The organism is Devosia sp. Soil_C_22 (assembly GCF_057657195.1).
In genome coordinates this window covers 1,377,413-1,392,144 of sequence record NZ_JBDGIY010000001.1, presented here as the reverse complement: position 1 = coordinate 1,392,144, position 14,732 = coordinate 1,377,413, and the positions used below count along the sequence as shown (strand labels likewise).

Below are 14,732 nucleotides of genomic sequence, written 5' to 3'. Positions count from 1 at the left end.
CCCGGCTGGTTGCCAACCGGGGCGTCCACACGTCGCGGGTCAGCGAAAGGACGCTGCCACAAGCCAGCTCCGCGTGACCGGCATGGCAAAGCCGGCCGTGATGGTCGTGTCCGGCGACGCGGCGGTGCCCGACACATCGGCGGCCGAGCGCAGGGTGGTGAAATAGCTGTCGTAGTTGGCGCGATTGGCCACTCCGGCGGTATCGCCACCCCAGGTCGCGACACTGGTGCCGCTGAGCGTATCGGTCTCGGGATGAGCGCCGAACGAGGCCAGGATGAAGCCGCCCACCCCGGTTTCGAGATCGGCCGCCGCCGTATGCGCTGCGGCAGGCGACAATGCGTCGGCCACGAACACGGCGTCGACCAGCTCGGCTTCGGCCGGAATGACCCAGACATTGACCCACGTGCCGGTGAACGGGTTGGCATCATAGTGCAGATCGATGTCGCAATTCTCGAGACCGGACGTGCCCGGAGGAACCGCGAAGATGGCGAGGCAGCGCTCGTCGGCACTGCCGACGCCTGGCGAAACATCGATCAGTGCGGCAGCGATGGCTGAGCCGCCGGCAGGCGTGAGCGTCATCACGGCGGGTGTCGCGAAGGTGCCGTCATCGAACCGGACGAACTGCATGACGACCTGCCTGCCGTCGGCGAGAGCGAGGTCGACCCCGCTCCAGTGCTGGTCGGCGCCGCTGCCGCCACCGCCAAAAGCACCGCTGAGCATCTGGATCCAGGTCGGAGTCGGATCGGCGGCGAAGCCAGGCGCGACAATACTGCGGCCGGCCGAAGGGAAGAGCGGGGCGGCGAGCGGTCCGTTGTCGCGTACCATGCCGTCGCGCAGTGGATTCTTCAGGGTCGCGTCGCCGGGATCATAGGCGAGCAGCGTGCCGTGCTGGAAGCGAATGGCTCGATTGTTCGAGGTGGTGAGTGTGTCGTGCTCGACCACGATGTGGGTGGCGTCCTCGCGTTCGCCGACACTCGCCAGCCAGTTGGCGCCGTTGTCGCCGGTGACCTCGATGTCGGTGATGTCGGCCACCGGCGTGAAGTCATCACCCATGGAGTGGGCAAGGGTCAGTCGTGTGTGGGCGACATCGACGATCTCAGCGGCGGCGATATGCCAGGCCGGGTGCGCCGTCTCGTCGCCATTGTAGACCAGCAGCGACTGGCCGAACCGCTTGCCGACTTCACCATGCGATGCGCCATCGGCGTGGTACTCATCGATGCGCTGGCTGTCCCTGGTCGAGGTCGAGAGGATGAAGCGTTCCTCGTTCTGGCTCAACTCGTAGACCGCCGCATCCATCGCGGACCAGGCATCGTCGGTCGTGCCCCCGACGACGGTGGTGGTCATCACGCTGCCCATGATCACCGTGACCGGATGCCCAACCAGGGCTTCGATCTGGCCGATTACCGTGAGCGTGTCGGCCTTGAATGCGTTCTTCTTTTCGAGCGGCGTCGGGCCGGACGCATTCGCCTCGCCTTCGCCGCCGCGCAGGAACACGATCTCGATGTCGCCGCCCATCATCTCGATCAGCGGGCGTACGCCGATGCGATATGCGCTGCCATCGGCAGGGACGCCGAGACCTTCCCAGCCATCTTCGCCCGCGATGAAGTAGCTCATCGGCGCACCACCGACGGCCGGATTGCCGAGCGCCATGGGTACGCCCGAGCCAGCGACGAAGGCGTTCATCAGCTCACGGACGCCATTGCCGGGCGGGGTGTTGGCCCAGACGTGGTTGTACTCGTCGAACCAGGCGCCGAGCGAATCGAGCGCCGGCGGACTGTCGAAGGTCGCGAACATCCCGACCATGTTCGACTGGTCGAGGCCGATCGCCAGCAGGCCGAGCTTGAAGCTGGTGGTGCCGGCGTCGCCGATCGCGGTCTCGGCGACGTCGCGGACTTCGAGATAGTACGGCCCGCCCTGCGGCACGGTGAGCGTGCCGGCAAAGCTGTCGGCGGCCGGCGCCGGGTCGATCACGGTCCAGTCGACCACGACGCTGTCGTCGTCCTCGAGCAGCAGGCGGGCCTCGATCGCCGAGGCCTGACCGATGGTCGAGCCGCTGATCGCGACCGGTCCGGAGGTCTCGAAGGAGCCGTCGCTGTTGACGGTACGCTGGAAGGTGCGGCCCTCGGGGATCTGATCGAGCGTGATGGCGACAAGCCCGCTGACCGCCGTGACGGCGACCGTGAACGTGCGAGTCAGCGGGGGATCGATGCCGTTGTCGGCCTCTATCGTCACTGCATGAGCCGCCGCCGTCGCGTGGTCGAGCGTGGCGTCGAGTTCGAGCGCATTGCCATCGAGCGCGAACTTTTCGTCCGGGTCGGCGGTGATGGCGAAGACATAGCCACCCGTGCCACCGGCCACGGTGAGCGTGCCGATGAGGGCGCCGATGGCGGCATTCTCGGCAACGGTGGCGTTGGAGAGCACGATGCGCGCGCTGCTCGCGCGCGGCGGGCCGCCATGGCTGAGGGCGAGGCCGATCCCCGCGGCGACCGGCATCAGTAAAGGCCCACGAGCTGGGTGGCGGTGGTGCCGGTGGCGCGGACGCGGAGGGCGCGGAGCGGCAGCAGGGTGCCGGCGGGAACCCCGGCCAGCGTCACCTGGTCGCCGGAGACCAGCACCAGCGACAGGTTGCCGTCGCCGCCGACATAGATGGCGCGGGTCTCGCTAGTGAGATCGGCACTGTCATTGGCCGTGATGGTGAAGCCGCCACGCGCCGGCGCCGCGATGTTGGCCGCCCGGCCCTCGTATTTTTCCGTCATGCTCAAGCTCCTCAAAATCGGAGGCTGAGCCTAAAGCCGGTGTGACGGAGCGGGGATAAATGGCCGGACGGACGCGTACTAGGCCCGGCCGAACTCGTCTTCGATGCGGATGATATCGTCCTCGCCCAGATAGGATCCGGTTTGCACTTCAATGAGTTCGAGCAGGATCTTGCCGGGATTGGCGAGGCGGTGCACCGAGCCGAGCGGCAGGTAGATGGATTCGTTCTCGGTGAGCATGGTGACGTTGCCGTCGATGGTCACTTCGGCGGTGCCGGTGACCACCACCCAGTGCTCGGCGCGGTGATGGTGCTTTTGCAGGCTGAGCTTCTTGCCGGGCTTCACGAACAGGCGCTTCACCTGGAAGCGGTCGCCATTCAGCACCGAGGAATAGCCGCCCCACGGGCGATAGGCGGTGCGATGGACTTCCGTGAGCTCCTGCGTGGCCTTGGCGGCCTTCAGCGCCTTGACCACCGGGCCGACTTTCTGGGCCTCGGAGAGCCTGCCGACATAGATGGCATCCTCGGTGGCGATCACCGCGATGTCGTCGAGCCCCTCGATCGCCACATGCGCCTTGTCGGAGACAACGAGCGAGTTGGTGGTATTGAACAGCGTGGCATTGCCATTGGCGACGACGTTCCCGGCAGCATCCTTGCCCGACACCTTCCACACCGCGTCCCAGGCCCCCAGGTCGGACCAGGCGTAGGTGACAGGCACCAGCACCACGTGCCGGGATTTCTCGAAGATGGCGTAGTCCACCGAGATATTGGGCGAGCGGGCAAAGCCCGCCTCGTCGAGACGGATGAAGTCGAGGTCGGTGCGCGCCCCGGCGACCGCCGCGTCGGCCGCGGCATACACCTCCGGGGCGAGGGCCTGCACCTCGTCGAGGAAGCTGCGGACCCCGAGCATGAAGGTGCCGGAGTTCCAGAAATAGCCGCCCGCGGCGAGCATCTTCTCGGCGTTGTCGCGGTCGGGCTTTTCGACGAAGCGGGCAACGCTGCGCACGCCGTCACCCACCTCGGCGCCCTGCTGCACGTAGCCGTAGCCGGTCTCGGGCGCCGCGGGAGTGATGCCGAAAGTGACCAACCGGCCGGCGCGCGCCGCCGCGGCCGCCGTCTCGACGCTCCAGCGGTAATTGTCATCGATGACGACGGCGTGGTCCGAGGCCAAAACATGAATCACCGCGTCCTCGCCGAAGACCCGGCGCACGTGGACAGCGGCCGCGGCAATGGCGGCGGCGGTATTGCGGGCCACCGGCTCGAGCAGCACCGCTGCCGGCGTCACGCCGAGTTCCTGGGCCTGCTCGGCGGCAAGGAAACGGTACTCGGCATTGGTGACGACGACCGGGTCGGTGTAGCGATCATCGGCAACGCGCTGCAGGGTCTGCTGGTAGAGCGAGGTGGGCCCGGTCAACGGCAGGAACTGCTTGGGCCGCGCGGCGCGCGACATGGGCCACAAGCGGGTCCCCTGCCCCCCGGCGAGGACGACAGGGACGATAAGATCGGCTTGGGTCAATTCTGGGCCTCGGCGTAGTAGCCAGCATATTTGCCGCGATAGGCGGCGGCGTTGCTGGATTGCTGGTTCAGCACGGTGAGAACCGGCACGCCCTCGCGCTTGGCGTTCATCAACGCGGACATGGCTGCCTTCACCTCCTGCTGCGGCGTGCTCGAAAACTTCAACACGAAGGCGATAGCATCTGCCATCGCGGCGAGATAGAGCGCGTCGACCACCGGCCCCACTGGTGGGGTATCCAGCACCACTATGTCGAAATTCTTGCGTGCCGCCGCCACCAGCCGGGCGAAGGTCTTGCCGGCGACGAGCTGGTCGGTGGCGATGTCGCTACGGCGCGAGCCGACGATAATCTGGGCGCCGCTACCGGCGTCGACGGTGAGGATGGACTTGAGGTCGGTCGCCTCCTTCGCCCCGCCCAGATACTCGAGCAGGCCCTCCGACGCGTCCATGCCGAGCTGGCGGTGGATGCCCGGCTTGCGCAGGTCGCAGTCGATGAGCAGCGTCGACATGCCGGCCAGCGCATAGGCACGCGAGAGCGACAGCGCGATGGTGGTCTTGCCCTCGCTCGGCGCGGCGGAGGAAACGACGATGACGACGCCTTCCCCGTCCGGCCGGGTGGCAGCTGACCGCCGCAACGCCTGATCGATGCCGATGCGGATGCGGCGCACCGATTCGGAATAGACCGACAGCGGGGCGACGATGAGGGAATCGGCGACGCTCGCCGGATCGCCGCCGTTGCGGCGCGTGGCGCGCTGGCGCGGCACGGCCGAGGCGACGGGCGTCTTGAGGATGGCTTCGGCCTGAGCCTCGCTGGTGAAGCCGCCAATGAAATTCTCGATGAGAAAAGCGAGGCCGACGCCGATGGCGAGGCCGGCGATCCCCGCCATCACCAGGATCAGGCGCGGATTAGGGAAGGATGGCTCGGTCGGCGGAGTGGCGGCCGAGACGATGCGGCTGTCGGCGACCTGCAGGTAGGCCTGGGTGTCGAGGTCCTTCTGCCGGGTCAGCAGCGTCTGGTATTGCGCCCGCGCCACCTCGGCCGATTGCTGCAGCTCGTAGATGCTGGTCAGCACCTCGGACGGCAGGTCGGCGGTGAGGATGGACTGGCGCAGCTGATTGCGCAGGTCGCTGATGCGGCCCTGCGACTGGGTCAGCTCGGTGCGCAGCCCGCTAACCGCGCTCGAGGCGGCGGTGTCGAGCTGGTTCTCCAGGTCGGCCAGCCGGGCGTTGAGATCGACCTCCTGCTGGCTGCCGTCGGCGACGCCGGCGATGGTATCGAGCAGGGAAACACGCTGGCGCTCGAGGCTCGAGACGGCGTCGTCCTTGAGGCTCGAGGCGAGCGCTGCCCAATCCCGCCGCGCGAGGCTTTGCTGCGCCGCATCGGCGACAGTGGCGGATTGAGCGCGGAAGTCGTTGAGGGTCTGGATCTCGTCGCGCATCCGCTCGAGGTCGGTTCGGCCGGTCGCCTCGCTGATGCTGGCGAGATTCTTGTCGATGAACTCGTCGAAGGCGCGCTCCGATTGGGCCACGGTGGTGCTGGCATCGGTCAGCCGCGCCTCGATGATGCGGGCCGAGTCGAGCGTCGAGGTGACCTTGGCGTCGAGCTGCTGGGCGATGTAGTTGCGTGCCAGCGCGTTGGAGATGTTGGCCGCAACCTGCGGCCGACCCGACTGGGCGGTGATGGCGATGAGATAGGTCAAGCCGCGCCGGTCGACGTCGACGCTGGAGCGCAGCCCGTCGATCATGGCGGCAAGCGCTTCGTCGCCGGTGGGCAGCTTGGGTTCGGCGATGCGGAAGAAGGCGAGCAGCACGTCGCGCAGACCCAGCCGCAACCCGAATTCCGGATCGTTGGCGAGGTCGAGTTCGCTCGCCACCGCCATCAGCGTGGTCTCGGACTTGACCAGTTCCACCTCGCTGTCGACCCGCGCGCTGTCGGAGGACGAGCCGGTCAGCTGCGCCTCGGGGTCGAGCAGGTTCTTCTTGCTGGGGTCGACGAGTACCAGCGTGGTCGCCGAGTAGACGGGCTTCAGCGCCAGCAGCGCCAGGCCCGCCAGGCCGATCGCGACGACCAGAGCGGCGACGATGATCCAGATTCTCCGCCGCAGCAGATCGAAAATGCCTCTGAGATCGAGCGCGGCGGCTTCCATGCTGGCTATCCTCGAATGCGAAGCGTGAACAAGGCGTTGGCAAGGCGAGCCTCGCACAAGGCGCCGCTCGGGCAAAAGTTCCTGCCGCCACGACCCATCACGACGGCTCGCGTTGCGCGTCCGCAAGACGGCGGGCCTGATGGCCGTTGACCGCGCCGGCGGCACCGAGGCCGAGCAGCACGACGAGCAGGAAGGCGTTGGCTTCGATCTCGGCAGGAAAATCGAGCAGCGAATGGGTGGCGAAGACCGCAATGGCGGCGGCACTGGCGAGCGAGAGGGCCTTGCTGGACGGGTCATGCAGGGCCAGCAGTGCGCGCGTGCCGGCAATGCCGATGAGCAGCAGCGGGATCGAGCCGCCGATGAGGCCGAGCTCGAACCACAGAGCCAGGTAGGTGGAGTGGCTGTTCTCCCAGGCGAACTCAGTCGAAAGGGGCGGCTGCTGCAGTGCCTGGAACACGGTGGCGAAGCTGCCGGCACCATAGCCGGTCCACGGCCTCGCCCAAATCGCCGCCCAGATCTGGCGATGGATTTCGGCCCGGCCCGTGTCGATGCCCGAGAGCAGGACCGTCCGTTCGAGGATGGCAGTGCCGAACAGCAGCGCGGCGGCGATGGCGCACAGGAACAGCACGCCAGCGCCGATGAGCAGGGCCCGCGACGAGCCGCGGTCGGTCAACATCCCGAGCACCAGCACGACGACAGTACCAACGAGCGTCGAGGCCGTGCCGAGGCGGGAGCCGGTGGCGAGCAACGCGGCGGCGATGAAGGCGACGCCGAGCAGGATCAGCGCCAGCATGCCGACGAGCCGGGTCGCAGTGAGCGACTTGCGATCGGCCACGAGTTGCACCGCAACGGCAACACCCGTCGTCAGCCCGACCGCCAGGAAGGTGGCGAAGGAGTTGCGGTTGATGAAGGTGGCAGTGGCGTAGCCCTTATAGATCTGCTTTTCGAAGCCCAGCAGCGTATCGCCGAGCTGGGTGAGGCTCACCAGCCCGTAGACGGCGAAGCCGACGACGATCAGGAAGATGGCGAGCAGCATGCGCCGGGCGCGCCGCCGGTTGATGGCGACCTGCACGGTGAGCAGGTAGAGCAGCCCGAAGGTGAAGAACTGGATCAGCACCAGCAGTCCGTTGCCCGGATCGAGGCTGATGCCGCCCGGTGCACGGGACAGGCCATCCACCGGCGCCGGCGGCAGCGCCAGCCAACCGCCGATGGGCAGGCTCTGCAGGCCGACCCAGGCGCAGAGCGCAAGCAGCAAGGCCAGTTCGGGCCAGAGGCTCGACAGGCCGACGCGCGGCGGCGCACGCAGCACCATCAGCCCGGCGCCGTAGAGGAACGCTGCGAGGCCGATGCAGGTCGACCAGATCATCCAGAAGGCCGGGCGGTTGCTGCCGAGCGGAATGGGTGCCAGCAGCAGCAGGACGATGACCGCGGCGGCGACTATGCCGTTGAACCTGTGCGTTGCGGACAGCAGGTTGACGGTCGCCCGGAGCGCTGTCGGAGCGGGTACGGTCCGCAAGCCGCTGCCATCGAAGGCTTCGGCCACATCGTCTCGATGGCGGGATATCGACGAGCTCATGCGCCGCCCGCCATCTGCGCGCGCACGCGGCCGAGGAAGAGCTGCTGCTGGGCGGCGCTCGCGGCGTTGACGGCCCTCTGATAGGCGTCGCGATGCTCTGGCTGCCTCACGTAGCGCTGGGCCAGCACGCCGATGCCGTCGCGCCCGGCGGCCAGGGTGGCGAGGTCGGCCTCGTAGTCGGCGATAGCGGCAGCGTCGAGCTGGGCGAAATTGGCTTCGGCGAGTCGGCTGCGCCGGTCGGCGAACCACTGCAGGTGCGGCGCCGTCCGTCGCGACATGGCGAGCGCGGGCAGCATGGCCTCGACATCGCCAAGGCCCGCCGACGACGTGGCGATGACGAGCCAGCCCAGGGCGGCGGTGGGCGTTGTGGCCACGATCGCCTGAGCGTGGCGACGGCAATTCTCGAAAAGGGCGTCCCGACGCGCCGGCGGCTGGGCGAGGCCGTAGATGGTGCGCGGGACGTCAAGGCAGTCATTCAGAAACAGGTTGCGCGACCAGCGCGAATAGGCCGGCTCGAAGTCCCCCGAGGCAATGACGGCGAAGCGCTGTTCGGGCTGGATGCCGCCGATAAAGTACGGCTTCACCTCGGCCAGCGCCTGGGTAAGCGCCAACCCGGCCAGAACCGCGCCGGCAGCCATTATCGCAAACGCGGTCGATCCGCTCGAAGCCACTCACTCACACGCGCAAAGGTTCCGACGGGCAAGCACGCTCGAGATCGTGTCCCGATCAGGCCGGGCTCGCGATCAGCGTGCCGGTCTCGACATCTCCGCCGGCCGCCAGCGTGTCGGCGATCACCAGGATAGCGGCAGCCTGCTCACCGGAGGCATAGGTCGTGGCGATAAGGTTGAGCGCCGCGACAACCACCGGGAGAGCGCCAGCGGGCAGATCGCTCTGTGCCAACGCGACAGTCAGCGCCGCGATCTCGGCTTCGAGATCGGCGCCGGTGACACCGGTGGAATTGAGATAGGCGAAGTAGGCGTGAATGGTCGCCTGGCACGTTGCATCGGTGGCGTTGGCCGCCGTACAGGCCGCTACCACGTCCGCTCGCGTCACGACGCCGGGCAACTCGATCGGCGGAGCCACCTGAACCTGCGCCATCGCCTGGCCGGAGACCAGGACGCCCGCAGAGATCGTAACGGCGGCAAAAGCTGCTGAGATAATCCGCATAACATCATTCCCCTCTAATTTAGGGCGACGCAAAATTGAGGCTAAGGCAGTGCACTGTAACAGTCAATGTCGACGTTCGTTCCAACGCCCGCACCAAAGCTCTCACGCACAATCCCTATAACGTAGATGTGGCGTTATTGATGCGTGACGGCGAAATAAATCACGATGCTATTTCGACATGCATTTTCTGCAGGGCGCCGGATATCGCCGCTTCGGGGAAGTTGTTGGCGATGAAGAGTCCGAGCTGCGCGGCTCAGCTCCACTGCCGCGGATTGGCACCCGACATCGATACGACGCGATACCCCGTCTGACCGAGCGGCCTGATGGCCGCAGTGAGGTTGTCGAGGACCAGGTCCTTGCCGTTGGTTTTAACCACGAGGATGGCGTGATCCTCGCCCTTGCGCGTCTTGACGTAGGCGATGCGCAGGGCGCTGGCCGGGAGCCCGGCCTTGATGAGGGCGCGGCGCTTGGCCAGGACGTAGTCCTCGCAATCGCCGGCTGAGGCGCCAACGGTCCACACATCTGCGCCCTTACGATCGTAGCGCGGCTTGATGGTGCGATTGTAGAGCGTGTTGACGCGCTTCAGCGTCGCCATGATATCGGCTGTCACCGCAATCCTGGCCTTGCCGCCGCCGTTGCACTCGGCCGGCGTCTGCAGGCACATCAGCTGGTAGCCGAGCGGCGGCCTGCCACCGGCGCTGGCCGATCCCGCGCCAAGGATGATGCACGATGCGGCAATCGCCGCGACGACGAGTGTCGTTAGCCCCGTTCTGGTGCCGACCATTCTAGCCCCCAAGAGTGCCTTCTGGCGCTCGCCAAGGACCGTGGCAGCCCGGCTTTGCCGGACCGCTCAGCGATCCGGAAAAGTTTTACGAAAGTTGGTTGCAAGCACCGGCGTACCGGCGATGCCGGCGCGAACCGCAAGGCTCGCGAACAGGCCGGCATTGAAGGCCAGCGCCACGGCGATCGCCCAGCCCAGGGCGGCCAGCGGACCGGCGCCACCGGCCAGGCCGGCAACCGTGATGGTGACGAAGAGCAGGTTCGAGGCTGCGATCCAGCCCAGCACCGAATGATAGCCGCCGACAAGAAATCCGATTCCGCCGGACAAGCAGCACGACAGGATGACGACACCCATTTGAGACCCCTCCTGGGTCGAGCGTCGACGATCATGCCTGAATTACAAAAAATGTCTTACGTTTTGTCGCCGGATTTCGCCGATTTACTGTCTATCTCGACGTACATCCACTCATTTGCGTTATTTCACGGCGCACTCGGCTCCATCAACAGTCTACCTCATCGGAGTGACGGTCGTCCGTTCGGTGGTTACCCAAGAGACGGCGATCGCCCCGCGATACACAATCCTTTCGGCGTAGTCCGCATACGCCGTCACCGCGAGACTGATGATCTCCTTCTCTGTCGCAGTCATATCGAGGTTCATGCCACCCCAAGCCCGGATGCCGCGTACGAAGCCGGAGGGCCAGCAGGCGGGACCGGCAGCAGAAAGATCTGCCTATTGTTCGACTGCACGAACATTTCGCGAATACCGGCTGCGCCGCGGCCGTCGATCTGAATCAGCGGGTGGGCTCCCGCGGTCATGCCACGGGGCCGCGGTTACTCCACGAGATGTTCGCCCATCAGCGCGGCACGCGGCCTTCGAGCGGGTGGCCGGGGTCGTTATAGCCCGGCGTGGAGGCGTGGCCGGGGGTGACGAGGCTATCGACCAACGCCTCGTCCTCGGCGTCGAGCTTTACGCCCAACGCCCGTACGTAGGCGTCCCAGTGCGCCTCGGTGCGCGGACCGGTGATGGCGGCGCTGACCAGCTTGTTGTTCAGCACCCAGGCGATGGCGAAGTCGGCGGCCTCGACGCCCTTGGCTTTCGCATGCGCGGCGATCTTCTGGGCGATCTCGAGCGACTCCGGGCGCCACTCGGTTTCGAGGATGCGCCGGTCGCCGCGGCCGGCGCGGGTGTCGGCGCCTGGCTCCTGCCCGGGCTGGTACTTGCCGGTCAGCACACCGCGGGCGAGTGGCGAGTAGGAGACCACGCCGAGCCCGTAATTGTACGCAGCCGGCAACTGCTCGGCCTCGGCCTTGCGATCGACGATATTGTAGAGCGGCTGGCTGGCGATCGGGCGGTCGATGCCGAGCTGGTCGGCGATCTGGCAGATCTCGGCGATGCGCCAGCCGCGGAAATTGGAGACGCCGAAATAGCGCAGCTTGCCGGCATGGATCAGGTCGGCGACGGCGCGCACCGGCTCTTCGAGCGGCGCGTCAAACACGGAGCGGTGGAAGTAGATGAGGTCGATATAGTCGGTGCCGAGGCGCTTCAGCGACGCATCGACCGTCTGCATCACCCACTTGCGCGAGTAGCCGCCGATATTGGGGCCCTTGGCGGCGCCGGTATTGACGAACTTGGTGGCCAGCACCCAATGGTCGCGATGCGCCTTGATCCCCTGCCCCACCACCTTCTCGCTGGCGCCATCGCCATAGACGTCGGCGGTGTCGATGAAGTTGATGCCCTGCTCGCGGGCCTTGTCGATGATGCGGAAGGCCTCCGGATCGGGGGTCTGCTGCCCGAACATCATGGCGCCGAGGCAGAGCGGGGAAACCTTCAGCGCGCTGCGTCCGAGATAGCGGTAGTCCATTGGGTCGTCTCCTCATGCGCGCCGCAAACGTAGCGGCACAATCACTTTGTCGACGCCAATGTTGAGCACCGGCAGGCATTTGTCCAAGCCCGACAGAGGTCGAGGGAGAAAAGTGCGAGGTTCGGGCGGCCGCTAGTCGTATGTGTCTTCGTCGGCTCGCGCTGAAGCGATGCCCTCGGCACCCGGCTGATCCTCGGGCGGCTCGGCCTTTTTCGCCGTTTCCTGCAGCTTGCGCTTGATGAGCTTGGCTTCCTGCAGGCGATCGTCGTCGTTCTCGAAGCGCGGCAGTTCCGGTTTCTTGTTCATGTGACGGCTCCTTCCAGGGAGGAATAACCCGGATCAGCGCGAAGCGATCCCGGGGGACCGCGTGCCGTAAGCCCACATCTGACTCCCAAGAAAAACCGCTTGCCCGGCACGACATCTGCCGCTATCCCACGCCGCGACGGAGAGGTGGCCGAGTGGTCGAAGGCACGCCCCTGCTAAGGGCGCAGACCTCTAAAGGGTCTCGTGGGTTCGAATCCCATCCTCTCCGCCACCCTCCAGCCAGACGCCGACCGTGTGACCAGCGCCTCAGCGCTGGTTGAACAGGATCTTGCGGGCCTCGGGATCGCTGGCGGCGCTGATCTGCTGGCTCTGCTCGAGTGTAATGGCAAGCGCGCGCTGCACGGCCGGGCGGTCGGTGACGCGCTGGCGCCAGGCGGCGAAGGCGGGGAACTCGGCAATGTCGATGCCGTGATTGTCGGCCCCACGCGACCAGTCGAAAATCGCCATGTCGGCAATCGAGTAGCCCTCGCCGGCGACATAGTCCTTGCCGGCCGCCTGCTGCTTTTGCAGCTGAGTATCGAGCACGCGGTAGAGCCGGTGGCTCTCATCCTGGTAGCGCTTGATGGCGTAGGGGATCTTTTCGGGCGCGTAGCGCGAGAAGTGGTTGTTCTGCCCCAGCATCGGGCCGAAGCCGCCGACCTGCCAGAACAGCCACTCGTCGATCTTCACCTTCTCGCGCCAGGACGTGCCGTAGAACTGGCCGAACTTCTCGGCGAGATATTTCAGGATCGCACCCGACTCGAACACCGAGATCGGCTGGCCTTCCGGGCCCTCGGGATCGACGATGGCCGGGATCTTGTTGTTCGGCGAAATCTCGAGGAACTCGGGCTTGAACTGGTCGCCGCGGCCGATGTTGATCGGGTAGATGGCGTAGGGCAGGCCCAGCTCCTCGAACATGATGGTGATCTTCCGCCCGTTCGGGGTGGCGGCGTAATAGAGGTCGATCGGCAGGGTCTGGGTGGTCATGTCGGGGGTCTTCCGTGCTGCTGCAGAGGGTCGGCGGCGCGCGGCCGCCGGAAGGAGTCCCGCCCATATATCGGCAAGTAACGATGGAACACAACCCGCCGAAGGAGGGAGCCACGACAGGGCAACGCCCCATCGTGGCTCTGGTTCAGGCGCGGCGGATACGCATGTGCGGCTCGCCGTCGCTGGTGGCGCTCATCGAGACGCCGCGCAGATCGACCGTCGCCTTGACGCGCTGGCGCAGGATCGGGCCCATGAGGCTCGAGCGCGACACGTCGACCGGCTGGTCGAACTTCACGGTCACCTCGTAGTGGGCCATGTCGCTCAACAGCTGCACGCCCAGCACCATGCCGGCAAAGGGCCGGCCGAGATAGGTGCCCTTGACGCGCTGGCCCACCTGCACCGGGCTCACCGCCCGCTCGGGGATGGCGGCAACGGCCGTGTTCCAGTCGCGATAGCCGTGCCGGCGCGCGATCTCTTCGAGCGCGGCGCTATGCGTGATGGTGGCGCCGGCCGCGGTGCGTTCGGCGCGCAGCTCCTTGGCCTCAGCCTTGAGGGTGGCCGTGCTGGGGGTATCGAGAGAAAAAGTCATGTCGTCCTCTTCATCAGAGGCGGATCATTTCATGGGGCTCGCCTTGCCATGAACCGCCTTGAAGGGAGCGATCATGTTGGGGTCGCGGGGGTATCCGCGGCTGGACTTCACCATCGGGTTTCCCCGGCGAGCGGCAGGCGCCAGCAGCACGAACCGTGATTTGGGGAAGCGCGGAGCGTTTGTCAATGGGCACGCATCAGCGGCGCTGATCAGCCGATCACGCGATTAGGTTGGCGCCGGCCCCCGCCCCGGGCTATAGGCCACGAAACTGCAGACCCTTCCTTATGACCGAACTCCTCCTTTTCATCGCCGGACTGATCGCGGGCACGCTCAACACCTTGGCCGGCGGCGGCTCGTTCGTGCTGTTTCCGGCGCTGCATGCGGCCGGGCTGCCCCTGGTCATCGCCAATGCGTCGAACACCTACGCGTCGCTGCCGGGCTACATGAGCGGGGCGGCCGGTTTCTGGAAGGACATCGTCAAGCATCGCGACAAGCTGCTGCCCTATACAGTGATCGCGCTCGTCTTCGGCTATGCTGGCGCGGAACTGCTGCTGCACGTCTCGAACGAGGCATTCGGCAGGATCGTGCCGTGGCTGATGCTGCTGGCGGTGTTCCTGTTCGCCTTCGGCGGCCGGATCAACGCCTTCATCGCGGCCCGGGCCGGCGAGGCGCGTGGCGCGAAGCTGGCGGGCACGCTCGCTGTGCTGGCGCTGTTGGCGGCGCTGTGCGTCTATGGCGGGTTCTTCAACGCCGGCCTCGGCATCCTGCTGCTGGCCTTCCTGGCGCTCGCCGGGATGACCGACATGCACGCCATGAACGGGCTGAAGAGCTGGATTTCCAGTGTCGTGGCGATTATCGCGGTGGTGCGCTTCGCCATGTCCGGTTCGATCGACTGGTATCACGGCTCGTTCGCGCTGGTCGGCACGACGATCGGCGGCTACGCGGCGGCGCGGCTGGCGCACCGGGTGCCGCAGGCGCTGCTCCGGGCGCTGGTCCTGGTCTATGCCGGCGGACTCACGATCTACTTCTTCTACGCAGCCTATTTCGCCGCCTAAG

The 14,732-nt window shown here is 66.5% G+C and carries 14 protein-coding genes and 1 tRNA gene; 2 read left to right on the top strand and 13 right to left on the bottom strand.

Annotated features, from left to right (window positions below; genetic code table 11):
* Window positions 1-39: 39 nt before the first annotated feature.
* The 11 genes from AC3A6I_RS06620 to AC3A6I_RS06570 form a co-directional block, all read right to left on the bottom strand.
* A complete protein-coding gene (locus AC3A6I_RS06620) occupies window positions 40-2,493 on the bottom strand; it encodes a hypothetical protein (protein ID WP_487542769.1) in 2,454 nt (817 codons plus the stop codon).
* The gene (locus AC3A6I_RS06615) at window positions 2,493-2,756 is read right to left on the bottom strand and encodes a spike base protein, RCAP_Rcc01079 family (RefSeq protein WP_487542767.1); all 264 of its coding nucleotides are present in this window, start codon (window positions 2,754-2,756) and stop codon (window positions 2,493-2,495) included. Before AC3A6I_RS06615 ends, AC3A6I_RS06620 begins: the two co-directional genes overlap by 1 nt.
* 78 nt (window positions 2,757-2,834) lie before the next feature.
* Window positions 2,835-4,250, bottom strand: coding sequence for a mannose-1-phosphate guanylyltransferase/mannose-6-phosphate isomerase (locus AC3A6I_RS06610; protein WP_487544994.1), 1,416 nt, complete (start codon window positions 4,248-4,250; stop codon window positions 2,835-2,837).
* 14 nt (window positions 4,251-4,264) lie between these two features.
* On the bottom strand, window positions 4,265-6,412 hold the full coding sequence (locus AC3A6I_RS06605) for a GumC family protein (RefSeq protein WP_487542766.1): 2,148 nt from the start codon (window positions 6,410-6,412) through the stop codon (window positions 4,265-4,267).
* A 97-nt stretch (window positions 6,413-6,509) separates the two neighbouring features.
* Complete coding sequence (locus tag AC3A6I_RS06600; RefSeq protein WP_487542764.1) at window positions 6,510-7,988, bottom strand: O-antigen ligase family protein; 1,479 nt, start codon at window positions 7,986-7,988, stop codon at window positions 6,510-6,512.
* Window positions 7,985-8,626, bottom strand: coding sequence for a hypothetical protein (locus AC3A6I_RS06595; protein ID WP_487542762.1), 642 nt, complete (start codon window positions 8,624-8,626; stop codon window positions 7,985-7,987). The genes AC3A6I_RS06600 and AC3A6I_RS06595 overlap by 4 nt, the downstream gene beginning before the upstream one ends.
* An 88-nt stretch (window positions 8,627-8,714) precedes the next feature.
* On the bottom strand, window positions 8,715-9,155 hold the full coding sequence (locus AC3A6I_RS06590; RefSeq protein ID WP_487542760.1) for a hypothetical protein: 441 nt from the start codon (window positions 9,153-9,155) through the stop codon (window positions 8,715-8,717).
* Between the two features lie 253 nt (window positions 9,156-9,408).
* Window positions 9,409-9,939 carry a transglutaminase-like cysteine peptidase gene (locus tag AC3A6I_RS06585; RefSeq protein ID WP_487542758.1) on the bottom strand — a complete coding sequence of 177 codons (531 nt, stop codon included), beginning with the start codon at window positions 9,937-9,939 and terminating at the stop codon, window positions 9,409-9,411.
* 66 nt (window positions 9,940-10,005) lie between these two features.
* Window positions 10,006-10,290 (bottom strand): hypothetical protein, encoded by a 285-nt coding sequence (locus AC3A6I_RS06580; protein ID WP_487542756.1) that lies wholly within the window; start codon window positions 10,288-10,290, stop codon window positions 10,006-10,008.
* A 499-nt stretch (window positions 10,291-10,789) separates the two neighbouring features.
* Window positions 10,790-11,797, bottom strand: a complete 1,008-nt coding sequence (locus AC3A6I_RS06575; protein ID WP_487542754.1) for an aldo/keto reductase — start codon at window positions 11,795-11,797, stop codon at window positions 10,790-10,792.
* A gap of 132 nt (window positions 11,798-11,929) precedes the next feature.
* Entirely contained in the window at window positions 11,930-12,103 is a 174-nt protein-coding gene (locus tag AC3A6I_RS06570; RefSeq protein WP_487542752.1) for a hypothetical protein, read from the bottom strand.
* Between the two features lie 138 nt (window positions 12,104-12,241).
* Here AC3A6I_RS06570 and AC3A6I_RS06565 point away from each other — a divergent pair.
* Window positions 12,242-12,332, top strand: a tRNA-Ser gene (locus AC3A6I_RS06565).
* Between the two features lie 35 nt (window positions 12,333-12,367).
* On the opposite strand, the gene AC3A6I_RS06560 is transcribed toward AC3A6I_RS06565, so the two are convergent.
* Window positions 12,368-13,087 carry a glutathione S-transferase N-terminal domain-containing protein gene (locus AC3A6I_RS06560; protein ID WP_487542750.1) on the bottom strand — a complete coding sequence of 240 codons (720 nt, stop codon included), beginning with the start codon at window positions 13,085-13,087 and terminating at the stop codon, window positions 12,368-12,370.
* Window positions 13,088-13,232: 145 nt separating this feature from the next.
* Window positions 13,233-13,676, bottom strand: a complete 444-nt coding sequence (locus AC3A6I_RS06555; RefSeq protein WP_487542748.1) for a glyoxalase superfamily protein — start codon at window positions 13,674-13,676, stop codon at window positions 13,233-13,235.
* Window positions 13,677-13,960: 284 nt separating this feature from the next.
* On the opposite strand from AC3A6I_RS06555, the gene AC3A6I_RS06550 reads away from it, so the two are divergent.
* Window positions 13,961-14,731 (top strand): sulfite exporter TauE/SafE family protein, encoded by a 771-nt coding sequence (locus tag AC3A6I_RS06550; RefSeq protein ID WP_487542746.1) that lies wholly within the window; start codon window positions 13,961-13,963, stop codon window positions 14,729-14,731.
* The last annotated feature ends 1 nt before the right edge of the window (window position 14,732 follow it).